15 protein-coding genes are annotated in these 17,123 nt (G+C 42.6%); 10 read left to right on the plus strand and 5 right to left on the minus strand.

The window, feature by feature from the left end:
* The first annotated feature begins 363 nt into the window (after positions 1-363).
* The 6 genes from QL982_RS05540 (at position 364) to QL982_RS05565 (ending at position 7,888) form a co-directional block, all read left to right on the plus strand.
* Entirely contained in the window at positions 364-1,590 is a 1,227-nt protein-coding gene (locus QL982_RS05540) for a serine protease (protein ID WP_290164525.1), read from the plus strand.
* 64 nt (positions 1,591-1,654) lie between these two features.
* On the plus strand, positions 1,655-3,325 hold the full coding sequence (locus QL982_RS05545) for an NYN domain-containing protein (protein WP_290164523.1): 1,671 nt from the start codon (positions 1,655-1,657) through the stop codon (positions 3,323-3,325).
* A complete protein-coding gene (locus QL982_RS05550; protein ID WP_290190209.1) occupies positions 3,325-4,650 on the plus strand; it encodes a phosphoribosyltransferase domain-containing protein in 1,326 nt (441 codons plus the stop codon). Before QL982_RS05545 ends, QL982_RS05550 begins: the two co-directional genes overlap by 1 nt.
* A 42-nt stretch (positions 4,651-4,692) precedes the next feature.
* Positions 4,693-5,523, plus strand: a complete 831-nt coding sequence (locus QL982_RS05555) for an HAD hydrolase family protein (RefSeq protein ID WP_290164519.1) — start codon at positions 4,693-4,695, stop codon at positions 5,521-5,523.
* 52 nt (positions 5,524-5,575) lie between these two features.
* On the plus strand, positions 5,576-6,757 hold the full coding sequence (locus QL982_RS05560; protein ID WP_290164527.1) for a cysteine protease StiP domain-containing protein: 1,182 nt from the start codon (positions 5,576-5,578) through the stop codon (positions 6,755-6,757).
* Between the two features lie 66 nt (positions 6,758-6,823).
* A complete protein-coding gene (locus QL982_RS05565) occupies positions 6,824-7,888 on the plus strand; it encodes an HpcH/HpaI aldolase/citrate lyase family protein (protein WP_290164518.1) in 1,065 nt (354 codons plus the stop codon).
* A 128-nt stretch (positions 7,889-8,016) separates the two neighbouring features.
* Here the strand turns inward: QL982_RS05565 and QL982_RS05570 are convergent, their stop codons facing one another.
* Positions 8,017-8,829: an alpha/beta fold hydrolase gene (locus tag QL982_RS05570; protein ID WP_290164516.1), complete on the minus strand. Its 813-nt coding sequence runs from the start codon at positions 8,827-8,829 to the stop codon at positions 8,017-8,019.
* 502 nt (positions 8,830-9,331) lie between these two features.
* Here QL982_RS05570 and QL982_RS05575 point away from each other — a divergent pair.
* Entirely contained in the window at positions 9,332-10,129 is a 798-nt protein-coding gene (locus tag QL982_RS05575; RefSeq protein WP_290164515.1) for an enoyl-CoA hydratase-related protein, read from the plus strand.
* 126 nt (positions 10,130-10,255) lie between these two features.
* Here the strand turns inward: QL982_RS05575 and QL982_RS05580 are convergent, their stop codons facing one another.
* The 3 genes from QL982_RS05580 to acnB all read right to left on the minus strand — a co-directional run bounded on the left by QL982_RS05580 (position 10,256) and on the right by acnB (position 14,146).
* The gene (locus QL982_RS05580) at positions 10,256-10,696 is read right to left on the minus strand and encodes a PACE efflux transporter (RefSeq protein WP_290164514.1); all 441 of its coding nucleotides are present in this window, start codon (positions 10,694-10,696) and stop codon (positions 10,256-10,258) included.
* A 191-nt stretch (positions 10,697-10,887) separates the two neighbouring features.
* Positions 10,888-11,331 carry a DUF805 domain-containing protein gene (locus QL982_RS05585; protein ID WP_290164513.1) on the minus strand — a complete coding sequence of 148 codons (444 nt, stop codon included), beginning with the start codon at positions 11,329-11,331 and terminating at the stop codon, positions 10,888-10,890.
* A 211-nt stretch (positions 11,332-11,542) separates the two neighbouring features.
* The gene (gene acnB / locus QL982_RS05590; RefSeq protein ID WP_290164510.1) at positions 11,543-14,146 is read right to left on the minus strand and encodes a bifunctional aconitate hydratase 2/2-methylisocitrate dehydratase; all 2,604 of its coding nucleotides are present in this window, start codon (positions 14,144-14,146) and stop codon (positions 11,543-11,545) included.
* A gap of 457 nt (positions 14,147-14,603) precedes the next feature.
* Here acnB and QL982_RS05595 point away from each other — a divergent pair, with 457 nt between their 5' ends.
* The 3 genes from QL982_RS05595 (at position 14,604) to QL982_RS05605 (ending at position 16,891) form a co-directional block, all read left to right on the plus strand.
* Positions 14,604-15,008 (plus strand): carboxymuconolactone decarboxylase family protein, encoded by a 405-nt coding sequence (locus QL982_RS05595; RefSeq protein WP_290164509.1) that lies wholly within the window; start codon positions 14,604-14,606, stop codon positions 15,006-15,008.
* 164 nt (positions 15,009-15,172) lie between these two features.
* Positions 15,173-16,216, plus strand: a complete 1,044-nt coding sequence (lipA, locus tag QL982_RS05600) for a lipoyl synthase (protein WP_290164507.1) — start codon at positions 15,173-15,175, stop codon at positions 16,214-16,216.
* 9 nt (positions 16,217-16,225) lie between these two features.
* Positions 16,226-16,891: a DUF6338 family protein gene (locus QL982_RS05605; RefSeq protein WP_290164506.1), complete on the plus strand. Its 666-nt coding sequence runs from the start codon at positions 16,226-16,228 to the stop codon at positions 16,889-16,891.
* A gap of 31 nt (positions 16,892-16,922) precedes the next feature.
* Here the strand turns inward: QL982_RS05605 and QL982_RS05610 are convergent, their stop codons facing one another.
* A complete protein-coding gene (locus tag QL982_RS05610; RefSeq protein ID WP_290190210.1) occupies positions 16,923-17,114 on the minus strand; it encodes a hypothetical protein in 192 nt (63 codons plus the stop codon).
* Positions 17,115-17,123 lie beyond the last annotated feature (9 nt).

Raw genomic sequence — 17,123 nt, forward strand, 5'->3', positions numbered from 1 at the left:
AATATATTATAATCCTATTATCACTGGTTTTTTAAATGCGAGCAAGATGCTATATGCCATTGTCCGATAGGTGGCTACATCGCCCGACTAGTGGTTGAATAGAGAAATCCTATTATCACTCAATTAAATTTATTTGTTTCAGATAACACGATGTTTTATTTAAAAATTTATTTTTTATAAAAACCATTGTTAATTTAATCTTAATTAATTATTAAATAACTTATATTTTATTATTTTATATAAAATATAAGATAAAAATTAAATTAAACCCACTTATATATTAAGGTTTTAATTTTAGACGGCAGTATTTTTGAATAACCAAAAAAATGATAATCGTATAAAAATTCAATTCAAGGAAGTGTGATGTCAAAGCAAAATGTATTAATATTAGGCGCAAATACAGTGATCGCGACTGCGAATTGTTCGGTCGCCTTTTCTACGACACATCAGCCAAAATTTGGACAGCAGCTTGGGATATTGTGGTTGCCATTAGATGCCAATCGAAAAGCAGTTTGTAGCCCTGCTTATCTGCATGAGCCTAAAGAGTGGGCACAGCTCGACAGCAAAGACAATCCAAGCGCATGGCAGCTAGATTTGGCCCAGTTATTTGAACGACAAGGCGTTAGTTTTTTGCAACTGATTGCTTATGTTTATCATGAGCCAATCCTGAACTTGCCAGCGGTAGAATTAAACGACGTAAGCCTCACGCTCAACAACGGGGATATTTACTATCACTTCACGACAAACGAGCGGCATGTCAAAGCGGCGATTGTATTAGAAATATATCAGCGTAATGGACAGTTCAAATGTCGGGCCCTTGGTGAGGCCTCAACGCAAGGTTTGGCAAGTCTTGAGCATCATGTACAGGTTAGTCTGGATATTCGTCCGCCTAACACCCATACACTTATCCAAGAAGCTCAACAGCAGCAGCGCATTCAGCCCAATAACGAGTCTCGACCACCGCGTCAAGTACAAGCAGGTGAGACTTGGACGGGAACGGCTTTTGCTATTGATCCCTATCATCTACTAACCTGCTATCATGTGATTGAGTCGGCAGCGATGGTTGGTGTGCGACAGCAAGGTCAACCTGACCGCGAAGCGCAAGTCGTGCTCAGTGATATCGGGAGCGACTCAGCCATTATTAGAGTTAGCGAACCTCTGCCTAGCTATTTACCATTAGCACAGCGGTGCGCTGATAACTTGGGCGAGACCATTACCACATTGGGATTTCCGTTGTCAGGATTGAGTAGCCAACTACAAGTCACTCAAGGCTGTATCTCAGGTTTGACAGGCTTAAACGATGATATTCGCTACATGCAATTCACCGCACCCATTCAGCCTGGCTCTAGTGGCAGCCCTTTATTATTGCCGACTGGAGAAGTCATCGGCATGGTCACATCGAGTCTGGTGCATGAGCATGCACAAAACATGAACTATGCGGTGAAATTTCAGTTATTATCTGCCCTACTGGCGAGTGCTGGCATCAGTTTGGAGGGCACGACTGATTTGACCAGCACAACGCCTCTGACAACACCTCAGCTAAGCAAGCAAAGTCGCAGTGCACTATGGCTGGTTGGCTGTCAGGGTTAAAGAATCATAAGACAAACCGAAGAAATATAAAATAGTGACTTAAGAAACGTATTAGGAAATATAAATGTTAGCTAAGCTCCATAATATTGCCGTACTGATTGATGCTGATAATGCTTCTGCAAAAAATATTGGCTATATTTTACAAAAAGTAGAAGCGTTTGGTCGTATCACTTGCAAGAACATTTACGGCGACTGGGGCAATGCTCATATTAAAAGCTGGCAAGAGGCAATGCTAAAACATGCTATCACTCCTATGCAGCAATTCGCTTACGCTAAAGGTAAAAACGCTACTGATATTGGCATGGTCATCGAAGCAATGGATTTGCTATATAGCAATAATTACGATGGTTTTTGTCTAATATCAAGTGATAGCGACTTTACTGCACTGGCGCTGCGTATTCGTAAAAACGGTATCAAAGTGTTTGGCTTTGGCACACACTCTACAGTCAATGCCTTTACTCAATCTTGTGACGAATTTTATTACGTTGAAGATTTATTGGCAGCTCAAAAAATATCAAGTGCTACTGAAATCAAATCTCAAAATATTGTAAAAGATATTAATGTAATTACTCCAATTACAGTGAAAGCATGGGACACAAATAAACTGAAACGCGATACCAAACTACTCAATAGCTTGCGTGCTTCTATCATTAACCATCCTAATGCAGATGCTCAATGTTGGCTAAATTTAGGGTTGGTTGGAAAAAGCCTGAAAGAGCACTATCCAGATTTCGATCCAAAGAATTATGGCTATGATAGACTGGCTGGCGTGCTAAAAAATATCGATATATTTGAGATCAAACTGATAGAAACTTCGTTATATATTCGTGAGAAAAATTATAAGAAAATAGCTAACGTACCTCTATCTATTATTGAAAAACCTCCTGTTCGTTTCACCACCCAACAGTTGCAATCACAAACTCACTTAATTAACATATTAAAAAAAGTTATTGAAGAAGATCCAAAATCTGATAAAGGTTGGTCCAATATTTCCTATATTGCCAGTCAAATCAAACAGCATCATGCGAATATAAATCTTGATAAATATGGGTATAAGAAATTCTCCGATCTCATTGATGCCCTAAATTTATACGAAACACGTAGAAAAAACAGTAGCGTCTCTATTAAGTTAAAATATCAGGATAAACCTTTAGAGTCTCCCGTTAAAAACAGAGAATCCAAGATAAACTTACAATCGAATAAATCAACTAAAGTTAGCCAAATTAACTTGAAAAATAGTACTCTCTCAAAATTTATCCCTAATGAGCATACAACCCTTACTATCTACTCTAGCAGTCAAACTGATGTTAGATTATTTTGTATGAACTCCAAACAAAATAATATTGGTGCTAACGATATTATTCATATCGACAAACGACATAGTAAAGACAATTTTATTTTACTAATGCGAAAAGAAAGAAATGGAGTTGCAAAGTCTACTTTTATGTGTCATTTAGATAAACAAGAAGAAAATACTGATCTACTTGTTTTTGTAGTTGTAAGCAAGCTTAATAATACTTTTAGTAAAAACTGCCCAAATATTGAAGTAACCATAAACAATCGCCTTAAAAAAGTGTTGTTTTTCGAAGAATTTAATGTTCAAAATAAGACTGGCAAAAACCTATTGCTATTGACTCTAAAGCGAATTGATAGTAAGTGGAATTTTTTGCCACAAAATACCATAATCAGCAACGATCTAAGAGAGATTTGCAACATAACGGACACCCTTGAATAATGAGAACTATCAATCATAACTTAACATCTAATAGAACTTATAAACGCAGCATTACCCTACCCCGTGGTACGCTAGATCTGACCTATCAGACCAATTTAGCCACTAATAAGAATGACTTAGAACAAAGTGACAGTTATCAATTAGAAGACTTGCTCGGATTTGCGCAGCGTATTAACCCAAAACGTGCATTTTTATTCGTATCAAAAGTCTTAGGCCGCCATGTCCCAGTGACGCCTAGTACAATGCGTAGTGCCTTTACGGATTTGGCTAACTTAGTGCCGAGCGATTTACCTGAGCCGATTTTGGTTATTGGTATGGCGGAGACCGCTGTCGGTCTATCTGCTGGTGTCCATCAAGCACTCCAAACACGCTATCCTCAAGCTCTACTATTGAACTCCACGCGTCATGCACAGCACGATGAAGATAATGATGCGAATGGTGCCGATTCCTTGCTGACGACGTTTTGTGAAGATCACAGTCATGCCAGCCAGCATTTGATTTATCAGAGCAAAGAGAGCCTCACTCAAGCGCAGCTACTGGCCAGCAAAACGCTGATTATGGTCGATGATGAAGCCTCAACGGGCAATACCTGTGTTAATGTCGTCACTGCCTTACGTGAAGCAGGATTGACACAATTAGAGCAAGTGCATCTGACAACACTGGTTGATTGGTCATTGGATCAAGAAAAACCTAATCAACAGGCAGATACTAAGCCTGCACGAATGGCGGATCGTCTCGTTGGTATTGAGTTTCATCGTCATCATTTACTGTCTGGCGCTTGGCAGTGGACAGATGCGCCCAATCCTGAACCCATTACGATGCCATCGGTTGATACCACCGCTGCTGGGAGTCAAGCGCTTGGTCATACTAGTAATTGGGGGCGTTTTCCAACGCTAGACAGTACTGATGGTTTTGATGACTATCTTTCAAGTTTTCAGGCGGCCTTTACCCGCTTCAATGATCAAGAAAGCTTTGATCTCACTCAGTTGCCAAAAAGAATCCTAGTATTGGGTAGCAATGAGTTTGTTTGGTTGCCATTTTTATTGGCTGAATGGCTTGAAACAGCATCTAAAAAGCTGAGCGGCGATACCACTGCCCTCGTTAATTTTAGTGCGTTGACCCGTTCACCGATTGCGCTTGGTGGGGCGATTACCACGATGCTGAGCTTTAGCGATAATTACGGGCTTGGTATGACCAATTTTGCTTATAACGTTGAGCCTAGCGATTGGGATTTGATTGTATTGTGCATAGAGACATCAGCTGATAGTGTGGACGCTATGTGGCGAGGTTTGGATAATGTGCTGGTGGTGAGTCCTAGTCTTTAAATTGCTCTCTCATTTTTAACCCGATTGTATATGGACGATATCATGACTATCCCACTTTTCAAGACCAATCCTAACATTATGAAGCCTTACGCCTTAATGGATTTGGATGACACGCTATTCCAAACTCAACGCAAAATTGACGCATGGGACTTACCCACTACGGAGCCTGAATCCTTGGTGTGTGCAACGGTCAATAAGCAAGACGAGCCGTTAAGCTTTATGAGCCAGCGCCAAGCGGCGCTATTTAATTGGCTACTTGCCAGCACTGATTTAATCGTAGTGACGGCACGTGACCGTAGTGAAATCAAACGCGTTAAGCTGCCTTTTGATAGCTGGCAAGTATTGACTCATGGGGCGATTATTCTCAGTAAAGATGGCAAGCTACAAGCTCAGTGGCAGCAGCATATGCATAGTAAGCTTACGCCATTGCAGGATAAATTAAATCAACTCAGTCAGCTATTTGCCAATCATAGTAAAAGTGATCAAAACCATCTGGTATTTACACCGCATATCGATAGCTTTCATAATGGCTCTATTGATGAAGAGCTAACCATTTATCTGGCTATCAAGCATGCGCAGAAGGACCATCAAGCGCTCGTAGATTTGGCGGCAAAACTGCCCACTCTAATACGCGATTTTGAGCAAGATTTCTATGTGCATGTGAATGCCAATAACCTAGCAATATTGCCTCATGCGGTTCATAAGCGTCATGCAGTGCAATTTTTATTAGAGCATCATTTAGATCATCAGCGTCCGAGTTTTGGCTTTGGTGACAGCTTGGCTGACCTGCCTTTCTTACAGTTATTGGACTGGTACGGTATGCCCAACCACGGCCAGCTGCATGAGCAATATCAGTCTAAACCATCCGTTTAAACCGCAGCCACACCATCCCACTGTTATCATTACGAGTGCTATTATTCATACTATGACTTTACCTAATATACAAACAAAAAGAGCCGCTCTGCAAAACTATGGCTCAGGCAGTTATCTTGCGAGCGATGTGACTGTCCTACTCGATATGGTTGATAAGGACGCGGTGGCTGATGTGCCTGTCAATCAAAAAGAAGCGCTTATCCAAAGTGGACAACGCCATTACTCTGACATGTTGACCTTGGAGCAAGCACCAACTGCCATGCATGAGCAGCTATACATACAGGCCTTAGAGCAAGGAACAACAAGAGCTGCCACTGATATCGCTCACTTATCTCACACACTGCATCATGTTTTTCAACACAGCATTAGTGATGAGCATCCACTGATTTTGGTCAGCTTGGTGCGAGCTGGTCTGCCAATTGGAGTGTTGTTACAGCGGGCGCTGTCGGACACGGATAGCAGCTATCGTTTACCAAGTGTACATTACGGTATCAGTATCATTCGTGATCGTGGCCTTGATCCAGTGGCGTTGCAAATGCTACTGGAAGCTTATCCAAACAGTCCGATGGTATTCGTCGATGGTTGGACAGGTAAAGGCGCCATTTATCAAGAGCTATCCCGTAGCCTAGAGGCGTTTAGTAATCCTAGCCATCCAAAATTTGCCAATATCTTTCATCAAGGTGCGGATGTCATTCCACTACTCACTCTTGCCGATCCTGCTGGCGTTGCTTGGTTGGCCGCTAGTGAGGAAGACTGGTTAATTCCATCGGGTTTGTTAAATAGCACCGTATCAGGGCTTATTTCACGCAGCTTATACACGGAGCCGCAATCAGGCCTCCATCGCAGTGTTTTTTATGATGATTTGATAGCAGTAGATCATAGCTTGGCATTCATCGAGCATATCGATGCAGCGAGGCAGTCATTGACGACGCTTCCAAAGTGTTTGCCGACTTACCAGCAGCCACGCTACCAGACTGCTGACTTAATCGATACGCTGGCAGCAGATTATGATATCGTCAATCGTAACCGTATTAAGCCAACCATCGCCGAAGCAACGCGCGCCATATTGCGCCGTGATCCAGAGCGTATCTTACTCGCCACTGCTGAGCATCCCGATACCATACTGCTGCGTCATTTATGTGCGCAACGAAATATCACTATCAGCGTATTAGGTGATAAAATACTCCCTTATCAAGCCATCACCCTTATTAAACAACGCGCCAAAGATCATTAACGCATTTAGCACAACCGAACACTTTTATTTTTACTCTCTCACTTCTCTCTATTTATGATGCCAATTATGTCAGATATTCAAAACAACGAGTCAGACCTTTACAACGATACCCAATCTTATGCGCATCTGATTACTGAGCGTCATGCGATGGTCAAACCACACACGCACCATCCGTATCAGCTCGGTGCCAGCTTGTATATGCCTGCGACGCGCCAAGATATTTGGCAAGTAATCAAACGCGATAAGCTACCGACGATCAATAGTATTATTATCTGCCTAGAAGATGCAGTCAGTCAGCAGGATGTTGAATTGGCACTTGAACGCTTGCAAACCTTGCTCGATACGTGGGCGGAGCATGTGAATAGCATCAATGCGCCATCTAAATCAGCGACGATTCATGCCCAACATCCAACGCGTCCATTGGTTTTTATACGTCCACGTAGCCCGATGATGCTACAGCAATTGGCTGACTATACTCATATCGATCTCATCGATGGTTTTGTCATGCCAAAGGTCGATATGTACAGCTTATCCAATTGGCGCATGGCTTGTCAGAACCTGAGAGTTGATCAATTGCTGATGCCAACGCTCGAAACCGCCGCGCTGTTTAACCCACATCACAATCAAGAGCTGGCCATTGCTTTTAAAGAAGCCTTTAGTCAACCAGTTTTTGCGCTACGTATCGGTGGCAATGACTTATTTGCAGCACTGCGCTTACGTCGCCCAAAAAACAGCATCGTCTATGATTCACCTATCGGCACTTTGGCCTATCAAATGCTTGGCTGCTTTGTGCCGCATGGTTTTTATCTCACCGCCCCAGTATTTGAATACTTGGATCAGCCAACACTGTTCATGCAAGAGCTAAACCGAGATGTCAGCTTAGGCATGGTGGGCAAAACCGTCATTCATCCCAGCCAAATCGCCCTAGTACAGCAAGCTTACTGCGTGCCACTAAGTACACTGGACGAGGCGCAAGCGATTCTTCATAGTGAAGCCAAAGCGGTGTTTAAATACAACAATACGATGCTAGAGCCTGCGACGCACCGTGCTTGGGCCACTGAGATTGTCAATCGTGCAGAGGCCTTTGGGACTATAAATGACGGGCATAGCCAGTACAGCTCACGATTGTAGCCATCTGCTATTTAACCTGCTCTGCCATACAAAAAGCCGCTATCACATAAGAGATAGCGGCTTTTTTGTATAGACAACTGTTTTAGCAATCAGCAGTGTCTATTTGTGAATATCAAACACGCCCCATATTAAGCAAAATTTTCCAAAAACTGACGAAGCACTTGATTCACTTGCTCAGGCTCTTCTACCGTCGACGTATGACCAGCACCTTTGATAATAGCAAGCTTAGACCCAGCGATAGCAAAATGCATGCGTTCAGATTTGGCATAAGGCGTTGCCGCATCTTCATCACCCACCACTATCAGTGTTGGCGTCGTAATATCACCCAACTGCTCATAAGTACCCGTACGCTCAATGACGCCCATTGTCGCTTTGACCACGCCGCCCTTGCGATTGCTTTGCAACATGGTAAGCCACTGTTTACGGTCAGATTTGCGCAATTTATCGGCCAAAAATGTACTGCCAAACATGATTGGCATGACTTTATTGCTCACACGCTTTATACCAAGCCAGCGAATGGCTTTGATAAGCTTACGATACTGCGGTATATTTTTTGGGTCTTCAGGATCAGCAGAGGTCTCCAAAAGTGTCAATGACAACAGCAAGTCAGGGCGTTTTAGCGCGATGCGTTGGGCGACAAACCCACCCATGGACAGCCCAACAAAGTGACATTTATCAATACCAAGTGCTGCGAGCAAACCAATAGCATCTTCCGTCAACGTTTCCATATCATAGCCAGACTTGGTCACCTGCGACTGACCTTGCCCGCGAAAATCAAAAGCAATACAACGATAGTCTGTTTGAAAATGCTCCACTTGCTTGTCATACATCTGTGAGCTCCACAGCAGACCATGAGCAAATACGATAACGGGATTTTTTGTGTCGTTCGGTGCACTGTCTTCGTAATAGATATCAGCATCATTTATAGTGATAGTTGGCATAACCACATCCTTGTTTAATCAATGAATAGTGTGAGCGTCACATGATATAGTCTTTTACACTCAGCTTGGCATATTAGGGCGTGTCCTCAATTCAATTGATCATATCTAAACGGGCTAAAAATGGCTAAATTTTGCCAAACATCGTTAAATAGCTGGTTAATATCCCGATATTATCTGCGCTATTTTCCTTGTTTGACTGCAATTTATCTCATTTTTATCACCATTTTTAAAATGAGGACACGCCCTAGCATAATCCATTAGTAACTCAGGTCATAGCCTTTTTACGAGCCAGTCGTTTTGCCTAATTAGCTAGCATTAACTTTTACGATAGAATGGCTAAATTTACCAGCGTTTAGATGTGTCTTGAGCGCCCACAAAACACGCTTTTATAATCGTAGCAAGCTGCTATAGTAATCAGCATTGAACCATTTTTGCCTTTATTTCGTACCATTATCATTCACACAAAATCTTAAAACAGTCATTTAAAATAAGGAAATCTAAAATGTCACAGCCTATCGTCGGGTATCAAAGCGACAATCATATTGCCACCATCACCATGAACGATCCTAAGACGCTCAACGCCTTTAGTACTGCGTTAAAAGAAGCGATGATGGATGCGCTTGATAAGGCCGATAAAGACGCTGACGTCCGCGTGATTGTACTACAAGGATCGAATAACAATTTTTCTAGTGGTGGTCATATCGGTGAGATGCTTGAAAATGGTATGGAATCTGAAGCATTGTTGGCAAAGCTTGATTTTATGCTAAGAGAAGTGGCTGAAGTAAGCCTAAAGCTGCGCAGTATTCACAAGCCAATCATTGCAAAACTAGAGGGTGCGGTGGCTGGAGCAGGAATGAACTTAGCGCTTACCTGTGATTTTCGCATCGCAGCTGATAACGCAAAATTCGTGCAAGCCTTTGTCAATATTGGCCTGATTCCAGATGCTGGTGGTATTTATCTACTGAATCAATTGATTGGTGCGGCCAAGACAACTGAGCTTGTGATGCTAGGTAATAAGCTAAAAGCAGAAGATGTGGCACGTCTAAACTTAGTCAATGAGGTCGTCAGCGCAGACGAGCTAGATGCCAGCGTACAGGCATTGGCAACGCGCTTAAGTCAACTACCTGGTAAAGCCTTATCATCGATGAAGCATATGATTAACGTACATGCATTCGGCGGACTAAACGAAGCGTTAGATATGGAAGTTGAACAACAAAACATGATGGCAGTGACTGACGATTTTAAAGAAGGCATCACCGCCTTTATGGAAAAGCGCAAACCGGTTTATCAAGGTAAATAACAACTTAAATAACGAGACAATAAGCTGTTCAATTGGACAGCTGAACTTGTTTCGACTAGATAGTCTGTAGTGATACTATCAAAAAAAGGCTGCCAATAGGCAGCCTTTTGCGATACTCAACACGCTCTAAGAAGAAGCAGACTCATACTGGTACGGTAACGCAAATATCTTGTCGAAGGCCATTGTAAAAAGAAAGGTATAAACCAAGAAAAATAGCAGTAATGCTACCTCCATCTTAAAGGCTTGGATCAGACCAACATCGTACCAAACCATATACAGTGGCAAGCAAATCAACACCAACCCACCTTCAAAACCAAAGGCATGGGCACTGCGTATCCACAACGTCCGACGTACCACACGTTTGCGACGTTCCCACGCTTCAAAAGCGGTATTGTAAATAAAGTTCCAGATGACAGCTGCTAATGACACCATCACAGCGACGGGTAGAGATTCAGATGCATCACTATTGCTTAGCCACATCAGTACATAGGTGGAAGAAATAATAGCGATAATTTCAAAGACAGTCACGTATAGTAGACGACGTTTGAGTGGGGATAAAGTAATCAACCAAGACTCCAAAGCACATCAGTGCCTATCAAAGTATCGGTCCGTCCCGAGATAGAAAAGATAAATATCGTGCAGAGCCACGGTTTCCGCCTGCCCTTATATTATACAGAAACCAAACTCAAAAATCAGTGAGGACATTTGTAAACAGGCGTAAGCCGTTTTATTAATCATTAGCGCCTGTTTTAGCCGGACTATTTCGCTGGTAGACCCCATTTATTGGTTTCAGGCTTGGTATCACTTGCTAGAAATACCAGCAATATAATAGAGCCTATCAGTGGCACTATCCCTATCAAAAACCACCATCCTGAGCGGCTAGTATCATGTAAGCGGCGGATAGTCACGGCAAGACCAGGCAGAAATAAACCAAGTACTGCTACTATGTAAAATAAACCTGTCTCTGAGCTGAATATTATTGCGTCTAGCAGCATTGCAACGATCATCACCCCCATTTGCACTAGAAAGAAATACCAATACTCCTTACGGCGCGCACGGCCAGAAAAGTTCGTATAATTTCTCATGCCCTTTTTAAACCAGTCAATGATGCCGTAATTTGCTTCAGCATTATGATTGTTAGCCATCGTAGATCCGGGCAATGGTGGCGGTGTCGCTTTATTGAGCTTGATATTATTTTCCATAGGGCTTTTTATCTCAGTCATGAAAAGTAGAAATCGTCAGTGAAAATTATCAACCATTGGTTTTGATTATAGATACTCAATAAAAGTTTGTAAATGAATACTAGTTTTCTTAGAGTCATAAATAAAAAACCCCGCATCATGACGATACGGGGTTTTCTTGTTTTAAATGTAAGACTTCTAGCTTTAGAAAGAAGCCTTACAACATCAAAAACTAGGTCAACTGAGCGACGTTAATTTTATCAGCTTCTTCAGTGTACTCTTCCATACGGTCGAAGTTCATGTACTGATACACTTCCTCGCCCATGCTGTCTAGCATACCAGCATACTGCTGATATTCGTCATTGGTTGGCAATTTACCAAGTACCGCTGCTACTGCTGCAAGCTCTGCAGAAGCAAGGTATACGTTAGCGCCTTGACCTAGACGGTTCGGGAAGTTACGAGTTGAAGTCGATACCGCAGTAGACTTCGGAGCGATACGTGCTTGATTACCCATACATAATGAACAACCTGGCATTTCAGTACGAGCACCGGCTTGAGCGTAGATATTGTAATAACCTTCTTCCATTAACTGACGCGCATCCATTTTAGTTGGTGGCGCAATCCATAGACGAGTCTTTAGGCTTCCTGCTGGTACATCTTTTAGCAGTTTACCAGCGGCACGGAAATGACCAATGTTGGTCATACATGAACCAATGAATACTTCATCAATGGTATCACCAGCGACGTCAGCTAGTGTTTTAGCATCATCTGGATCGTTCGGGCAGCATAGGATAGGCTCTTTGATGTCAGACATATCGATAGTCATATCGATCGTGTATTCTGCATCTTCATCAGCACGCAATAGGCTTGGGTTCGCTAGCCAATCTTGCATCTGCTCAATACGACGACTGATGGTACGTGCATCGCCATAGCCTTCTGAGATCATCCACTTAAGTAGCGTGATGTTTGAGTTTAAGTACTCAGTCACTGACGCTTCAGATAGAGTTATAGTGCAACCAGCAGCACTACGCTCAGCTGAGGCATCAGATAGCTCAAATGCTTGCTCAGCAGTCAAGTCTTCTAGACCTTCGATTTCAAGAATACGGCCGTTGAATTCGTTGATTTTACCTTTCTTATCGACAGTCAATAGACCTTCTTTGATTGCTTGATAAGGAATCGCATGTACTAAGTCACGTAGTGTGATACCAGGCTGACGTTCGCCAACGAAGCGTACACGGACAGACTCAGGCATATCAAGTGGCATAACACCAGTTGCTGCTGCGAATGCCACTAGACCAGAACCCGCTGGGAACGAGATACCCATTGGGAAACGAGTATGCGAGTCACCACCAGTACCAACGGTATCTGGAAGTAGCATACGGTTCAACCAGCTATGAATGATACCATCACCTGGACGTAAGCTTACGCCGCCACGGTTCATGATAAAGTCAGGTAGTGTGTGCTGAGTTTCAACGTCAACTGGCTTTGGATAAGCCGCAGTGTGACAGAATGACTGCATCACTAGGTCTGCTTGGAAGCCCAAACATGCCAAGTCTTTTAGCTCATCACGCGTCATTGGACCAGTCGTATCCTGAGAGCCGACAGTTGTCATTTTAGGCTCACAGTACATACCAGGACGTACTCCCTCTAGACCACAAGCTTTACCAACCATTTTTTGCGCTAAAGTAAAGCCTTTACCAGTGTCTACTGGCTCTTCTGGCTTAGCAAAGATGTCTGAATGACCAAGACCCATGTATTCACGAGCACGATTGGTCAAACCACGACCAACGATCAATGGAATACGGCCACCGGCACGAACTTCGTCAAGCAATGTTGGTGAGTTTAGCTCAAACGTTGACAATACTTCGTCAGAGTCATGCTTAGTGATTTTGCCTTCGTACGGATAGATGTCAAATACATCACCCATGTTTAGGTTATCGACATTCACTTTTTCGATTGGCAATGCGCCAGAATCTTCCATCGTGTTGAAGAAGATAGGCGCGATATTGTTACCCAATACCAGACCGCCGCCACGTTTGTTTGGCACGTTAGGGATATCATCACCCATTAACCAAAGTACTGAGTTGGTCGCAGACTTACGGCTAGAACCAGTACCGACGACATCACCAACATAAGCCAATTGATGGCCTATTTTTTTCAGCTCTTCGATTTGCTTCATTGGGCCGACAACGCCTTCGTCATCAGCATTGATGCCGTCACGAGAGTTTTTGTGCATGGCTAATGAATGCAATGGGATGTCTGGACGACTCCATGCGTCTTGCGCAGGTGACAAGTCATCTGTGTTGGTTTCGCCAGTGACTTTAAATGTCGTATAAGTTGTTTTTTCTGGTACTGCAGCGCGGTTCAAGAACCACTCTGCATCTGCCCAAGATTGAACCACTTCTTTTGCAATAGTGTTACCCGCTTCTGCTTTTTCAGTCACGTCATTGAACGCGTCAAATACTAGCAACGTCTTTTTCAGTGCTTCAGCAGCGTCTTGTGCAACATCGCTATCATCTAGTGCAGCAACCAATGGCTGAACGTTGTAGCCACCTTGCATAGTGCCTAAGATTTGAACCGCTTTTTGCTTGCTGATAAGTGGTGATGATGTTTCACCCTTAAGGATCGCAGCTAAAAATGCCGCTTTAACGTAAGCAGCTTGGTCAACACCAGCAGGAATACGGTTTTCTAGCAAGTTCATCAAGAATGCATCTTCGCCTGCAGGTGGCGTTTTTAATAGCTCAACCAACTCTGCTACTTGTTTTTCATTCAGTGGTAGCGGAACCGTTCCTAGCTCAGCACGTTCTTCGACATGTTTACGATAAGCTTCTAACACAATAGTCGTCCTCGTCAGTTGGTGTTTAGCACATGACGTTGGGTAGTCAGTATGACAGCCTGCGTCCATGTACTAGATGGAATAATTATTTGTGCAATCATAGCTCAAAACGCTCTAAATGTTAATGGCTCAGCTTGGAAAAGGCTTAGAATAAGGCCATATTGGACATTTATTATAAAAATAGTACCGTCAACAATACGCTTGAACGGTCTTTTATATCTTATACGTCGCTCGCTACGCTCATTGACTGCTTTATGATTTTCGGTTAAATAGATACTGTGTGACTGCTATACTCTTTTGTAAGATGTTATTTTTCAAACATGCCTTTTTTCAAATGCGCTTTCGTCATTTGATGCACTCTAGCACAGCAGTTTAATAAAGTAGCACATATCATTAGCATACATATATCATTAGCATACATAGCTAGCACATATAAACCGCCAGTGAGGATAATAAAATGGATGATAAAGAAAACAATGCCAACTATGACAACGGTCTAAAAGTTCGCACCGAGGTAATGGGTGAGCAACATGTCAAACGCTCACTTGATAGCGCGACTGGGTTCACTCAGCCATTACAGGATTGGATCATTGAGCATGCGTGGGGTAGCACGTGGCAAGATGACTCAGTATTACCGCGCAAATATCGCTCATTAATCACTATTGCTTTTTTAATTGCCCAAAAAAGCCCCAATGAGCTAAAAGGACATATTCGAGGCGCTATCAATAATGGTGCCAGTGTCGCGGAGATTCGAGAAGTGCTCATGCACAGTTTGCCCTACTGCGGCGCACCCGCTACCCAAGAAGCATTTCGCGCCGCCATAGATATACTGAATGAGTTAGAAATCGACATAGATATTTAAAACTATGGTTGTAAACAAAATCATAGTAGTCTTAACAAGATTGATTAAAAACAAACACCTAGAAAAACTAGCGCCCAAATTTCTGCTATAATATCGCCACTTATAAAACATTCTGATAATTCCATAAACCCTTATAGCATAAAGGGTTAAGAGGTAACGCCGTTATGACAACTGCCGTACAAACACATATACCTGCTGCCAAGGCCAAACCAAAAAAAGCCATTCAAGGCGAAAAACTACGTGGCTATGACAAAGTTGCACGCATCCCAATTAAAGTGATCCCGACCGTCGAGGCAAAGAAAAAGCCAGATTGGATTCGGGTAAAAATGTCATCGCCTGCCGAAGTCGCTCGTATCAAAGCCACCCTGCGTGACCAAAAGCTTTATACCGTCTGTGAAGAAGCGGCCTGCCCTAACTTGCCACAGTGTTTCGCTGACGGCACGGCGACCTTTATGATTATGGGTGATATCTGTACGCGTCGCTGCCCGTTCTGTGATGTCGGCCATGGTCGTCCAAATGAGCTAGATGCTGATGAGCCACGCCATACTGCTGAGACAATTGAAGGTCTAAAACTCAAATATGCAGTTATTACCTCTGTTGACCGTGATGATCTAAAAGATGGCGGTGCTGCGCATTTCGTTGAGGTACTCAATGAATCTAGAGCGCTTAGCCCGAGTTGCTTGATTGAGATTCTAGTACCAGATTTCCGTGGTCGCATGGACATTGCGTTGGATTTGCTGACAGAAACAGCACCAGACGTGTTTAACCACAACATCGAAACCGTGCCTCGTTTATACAAAGCATTCCGTCCAGGTTCTGATTATCAGCATTCACTTGATTTGCTCAAACTATATAAAGAGCGTCGTCCTGATATCGCGACCAAATGTGGCTTTATGGTTGGCCTTGGTGAGACTGAAGAAGAGATTTATGCGCTGCTCGATGACTTAAAGGCTCATAATGTGGATATGATTACGGTTGGCCAGTATCTACAACCTAGTAAAAACCATGCGCCTGTTGATCGTTATGTTCATCCAGATGAGTTCCAACGTTATATGGACTACGGCAAAAAAATCGGCTTCTTTAATATCTGGGCAGGCCCAATGGTACGCTCAAGTTACTTTGCCGATCGTCAATATTACGGCGAAGACTGCCCTGCACCAATCCGTAGCAAAAAAGCATTGGCAGCAGAAGGCAAACTTGGATGTTAGACTTTTAGCATGGGTGAATTAGCAGAAGGTACTATTCAGCTACTGAATTATTTAATTTCAGGTTTTGTAACTGCTTGGATTTTCTATAGCTTTACTCCTTTCAGAATAAATAACCAGTTTGAAAGGATTATTCAAGCTCTGATTTTCACAGTAATTATTAAATCAAGCTTTTTCTTTATTGAATGGTTACTACTACTTGTTGGAAAAGCTTATTCTTTCGGACAAATTTATGCCAATACGGAAGAGATAATCTCTCTTGTATTGGCAGTATTTTATGGACTATTATTTAGTTACCTATCTAATGGTGATTACATACATAGAATATCTAGGTATCTTGGAATTTCACAGGAGCACTCATACGTTTCTGAGTTATTCTATGCATTTAAAAGTAACCCAGACAAATACATCATACTTAATACTAAAACTGACTCTACTTTCGAAGGCAGAAGGATTTACGGATATCCTGATGAGTTTCCTTCTAAGCATTCAGAAGGTCATTTCAATATCTCTGACCCTTCATGGATTGGTGAAAAGACTGAAACTATAGAAGGAGAGGAGCAAGTAGTAAGTGTGTTAATTGCAATGTCTGGCGTCGAGAATATACTCATACCTAGTGAATATGTTGCATGGATTGAATTTATAAAGCCTGCTGAAAACTCAGACTCTTCCGATTAACCTGAAATTTAATGTGAGATAAAACTATGAATCATTCAGGAAACTCTGATAAAAATAATAGTGAACCTTCTTTTGACAGTTTAAATAAAAGCTTAAATGAGTCATTAAATAAACCAACGCCCCTAGCAGGAGTTACACGTACTAGGCCCACGAACTTTAAACCTGCAGCAATACCGCCGCCACCACCACCGCCGCCATCAAAAAATAAATAGTACTTTATCAAACTTCCAAT

Source organism: Psychrobacter sp. 5A.1, assembly GCF_030407455.1.
Classification (GTDB): Bacteria; Pseudomonadota; Gammaproteobacteria; order Pseudomonadales; family Moraxellaceae; genus Psychrobacter.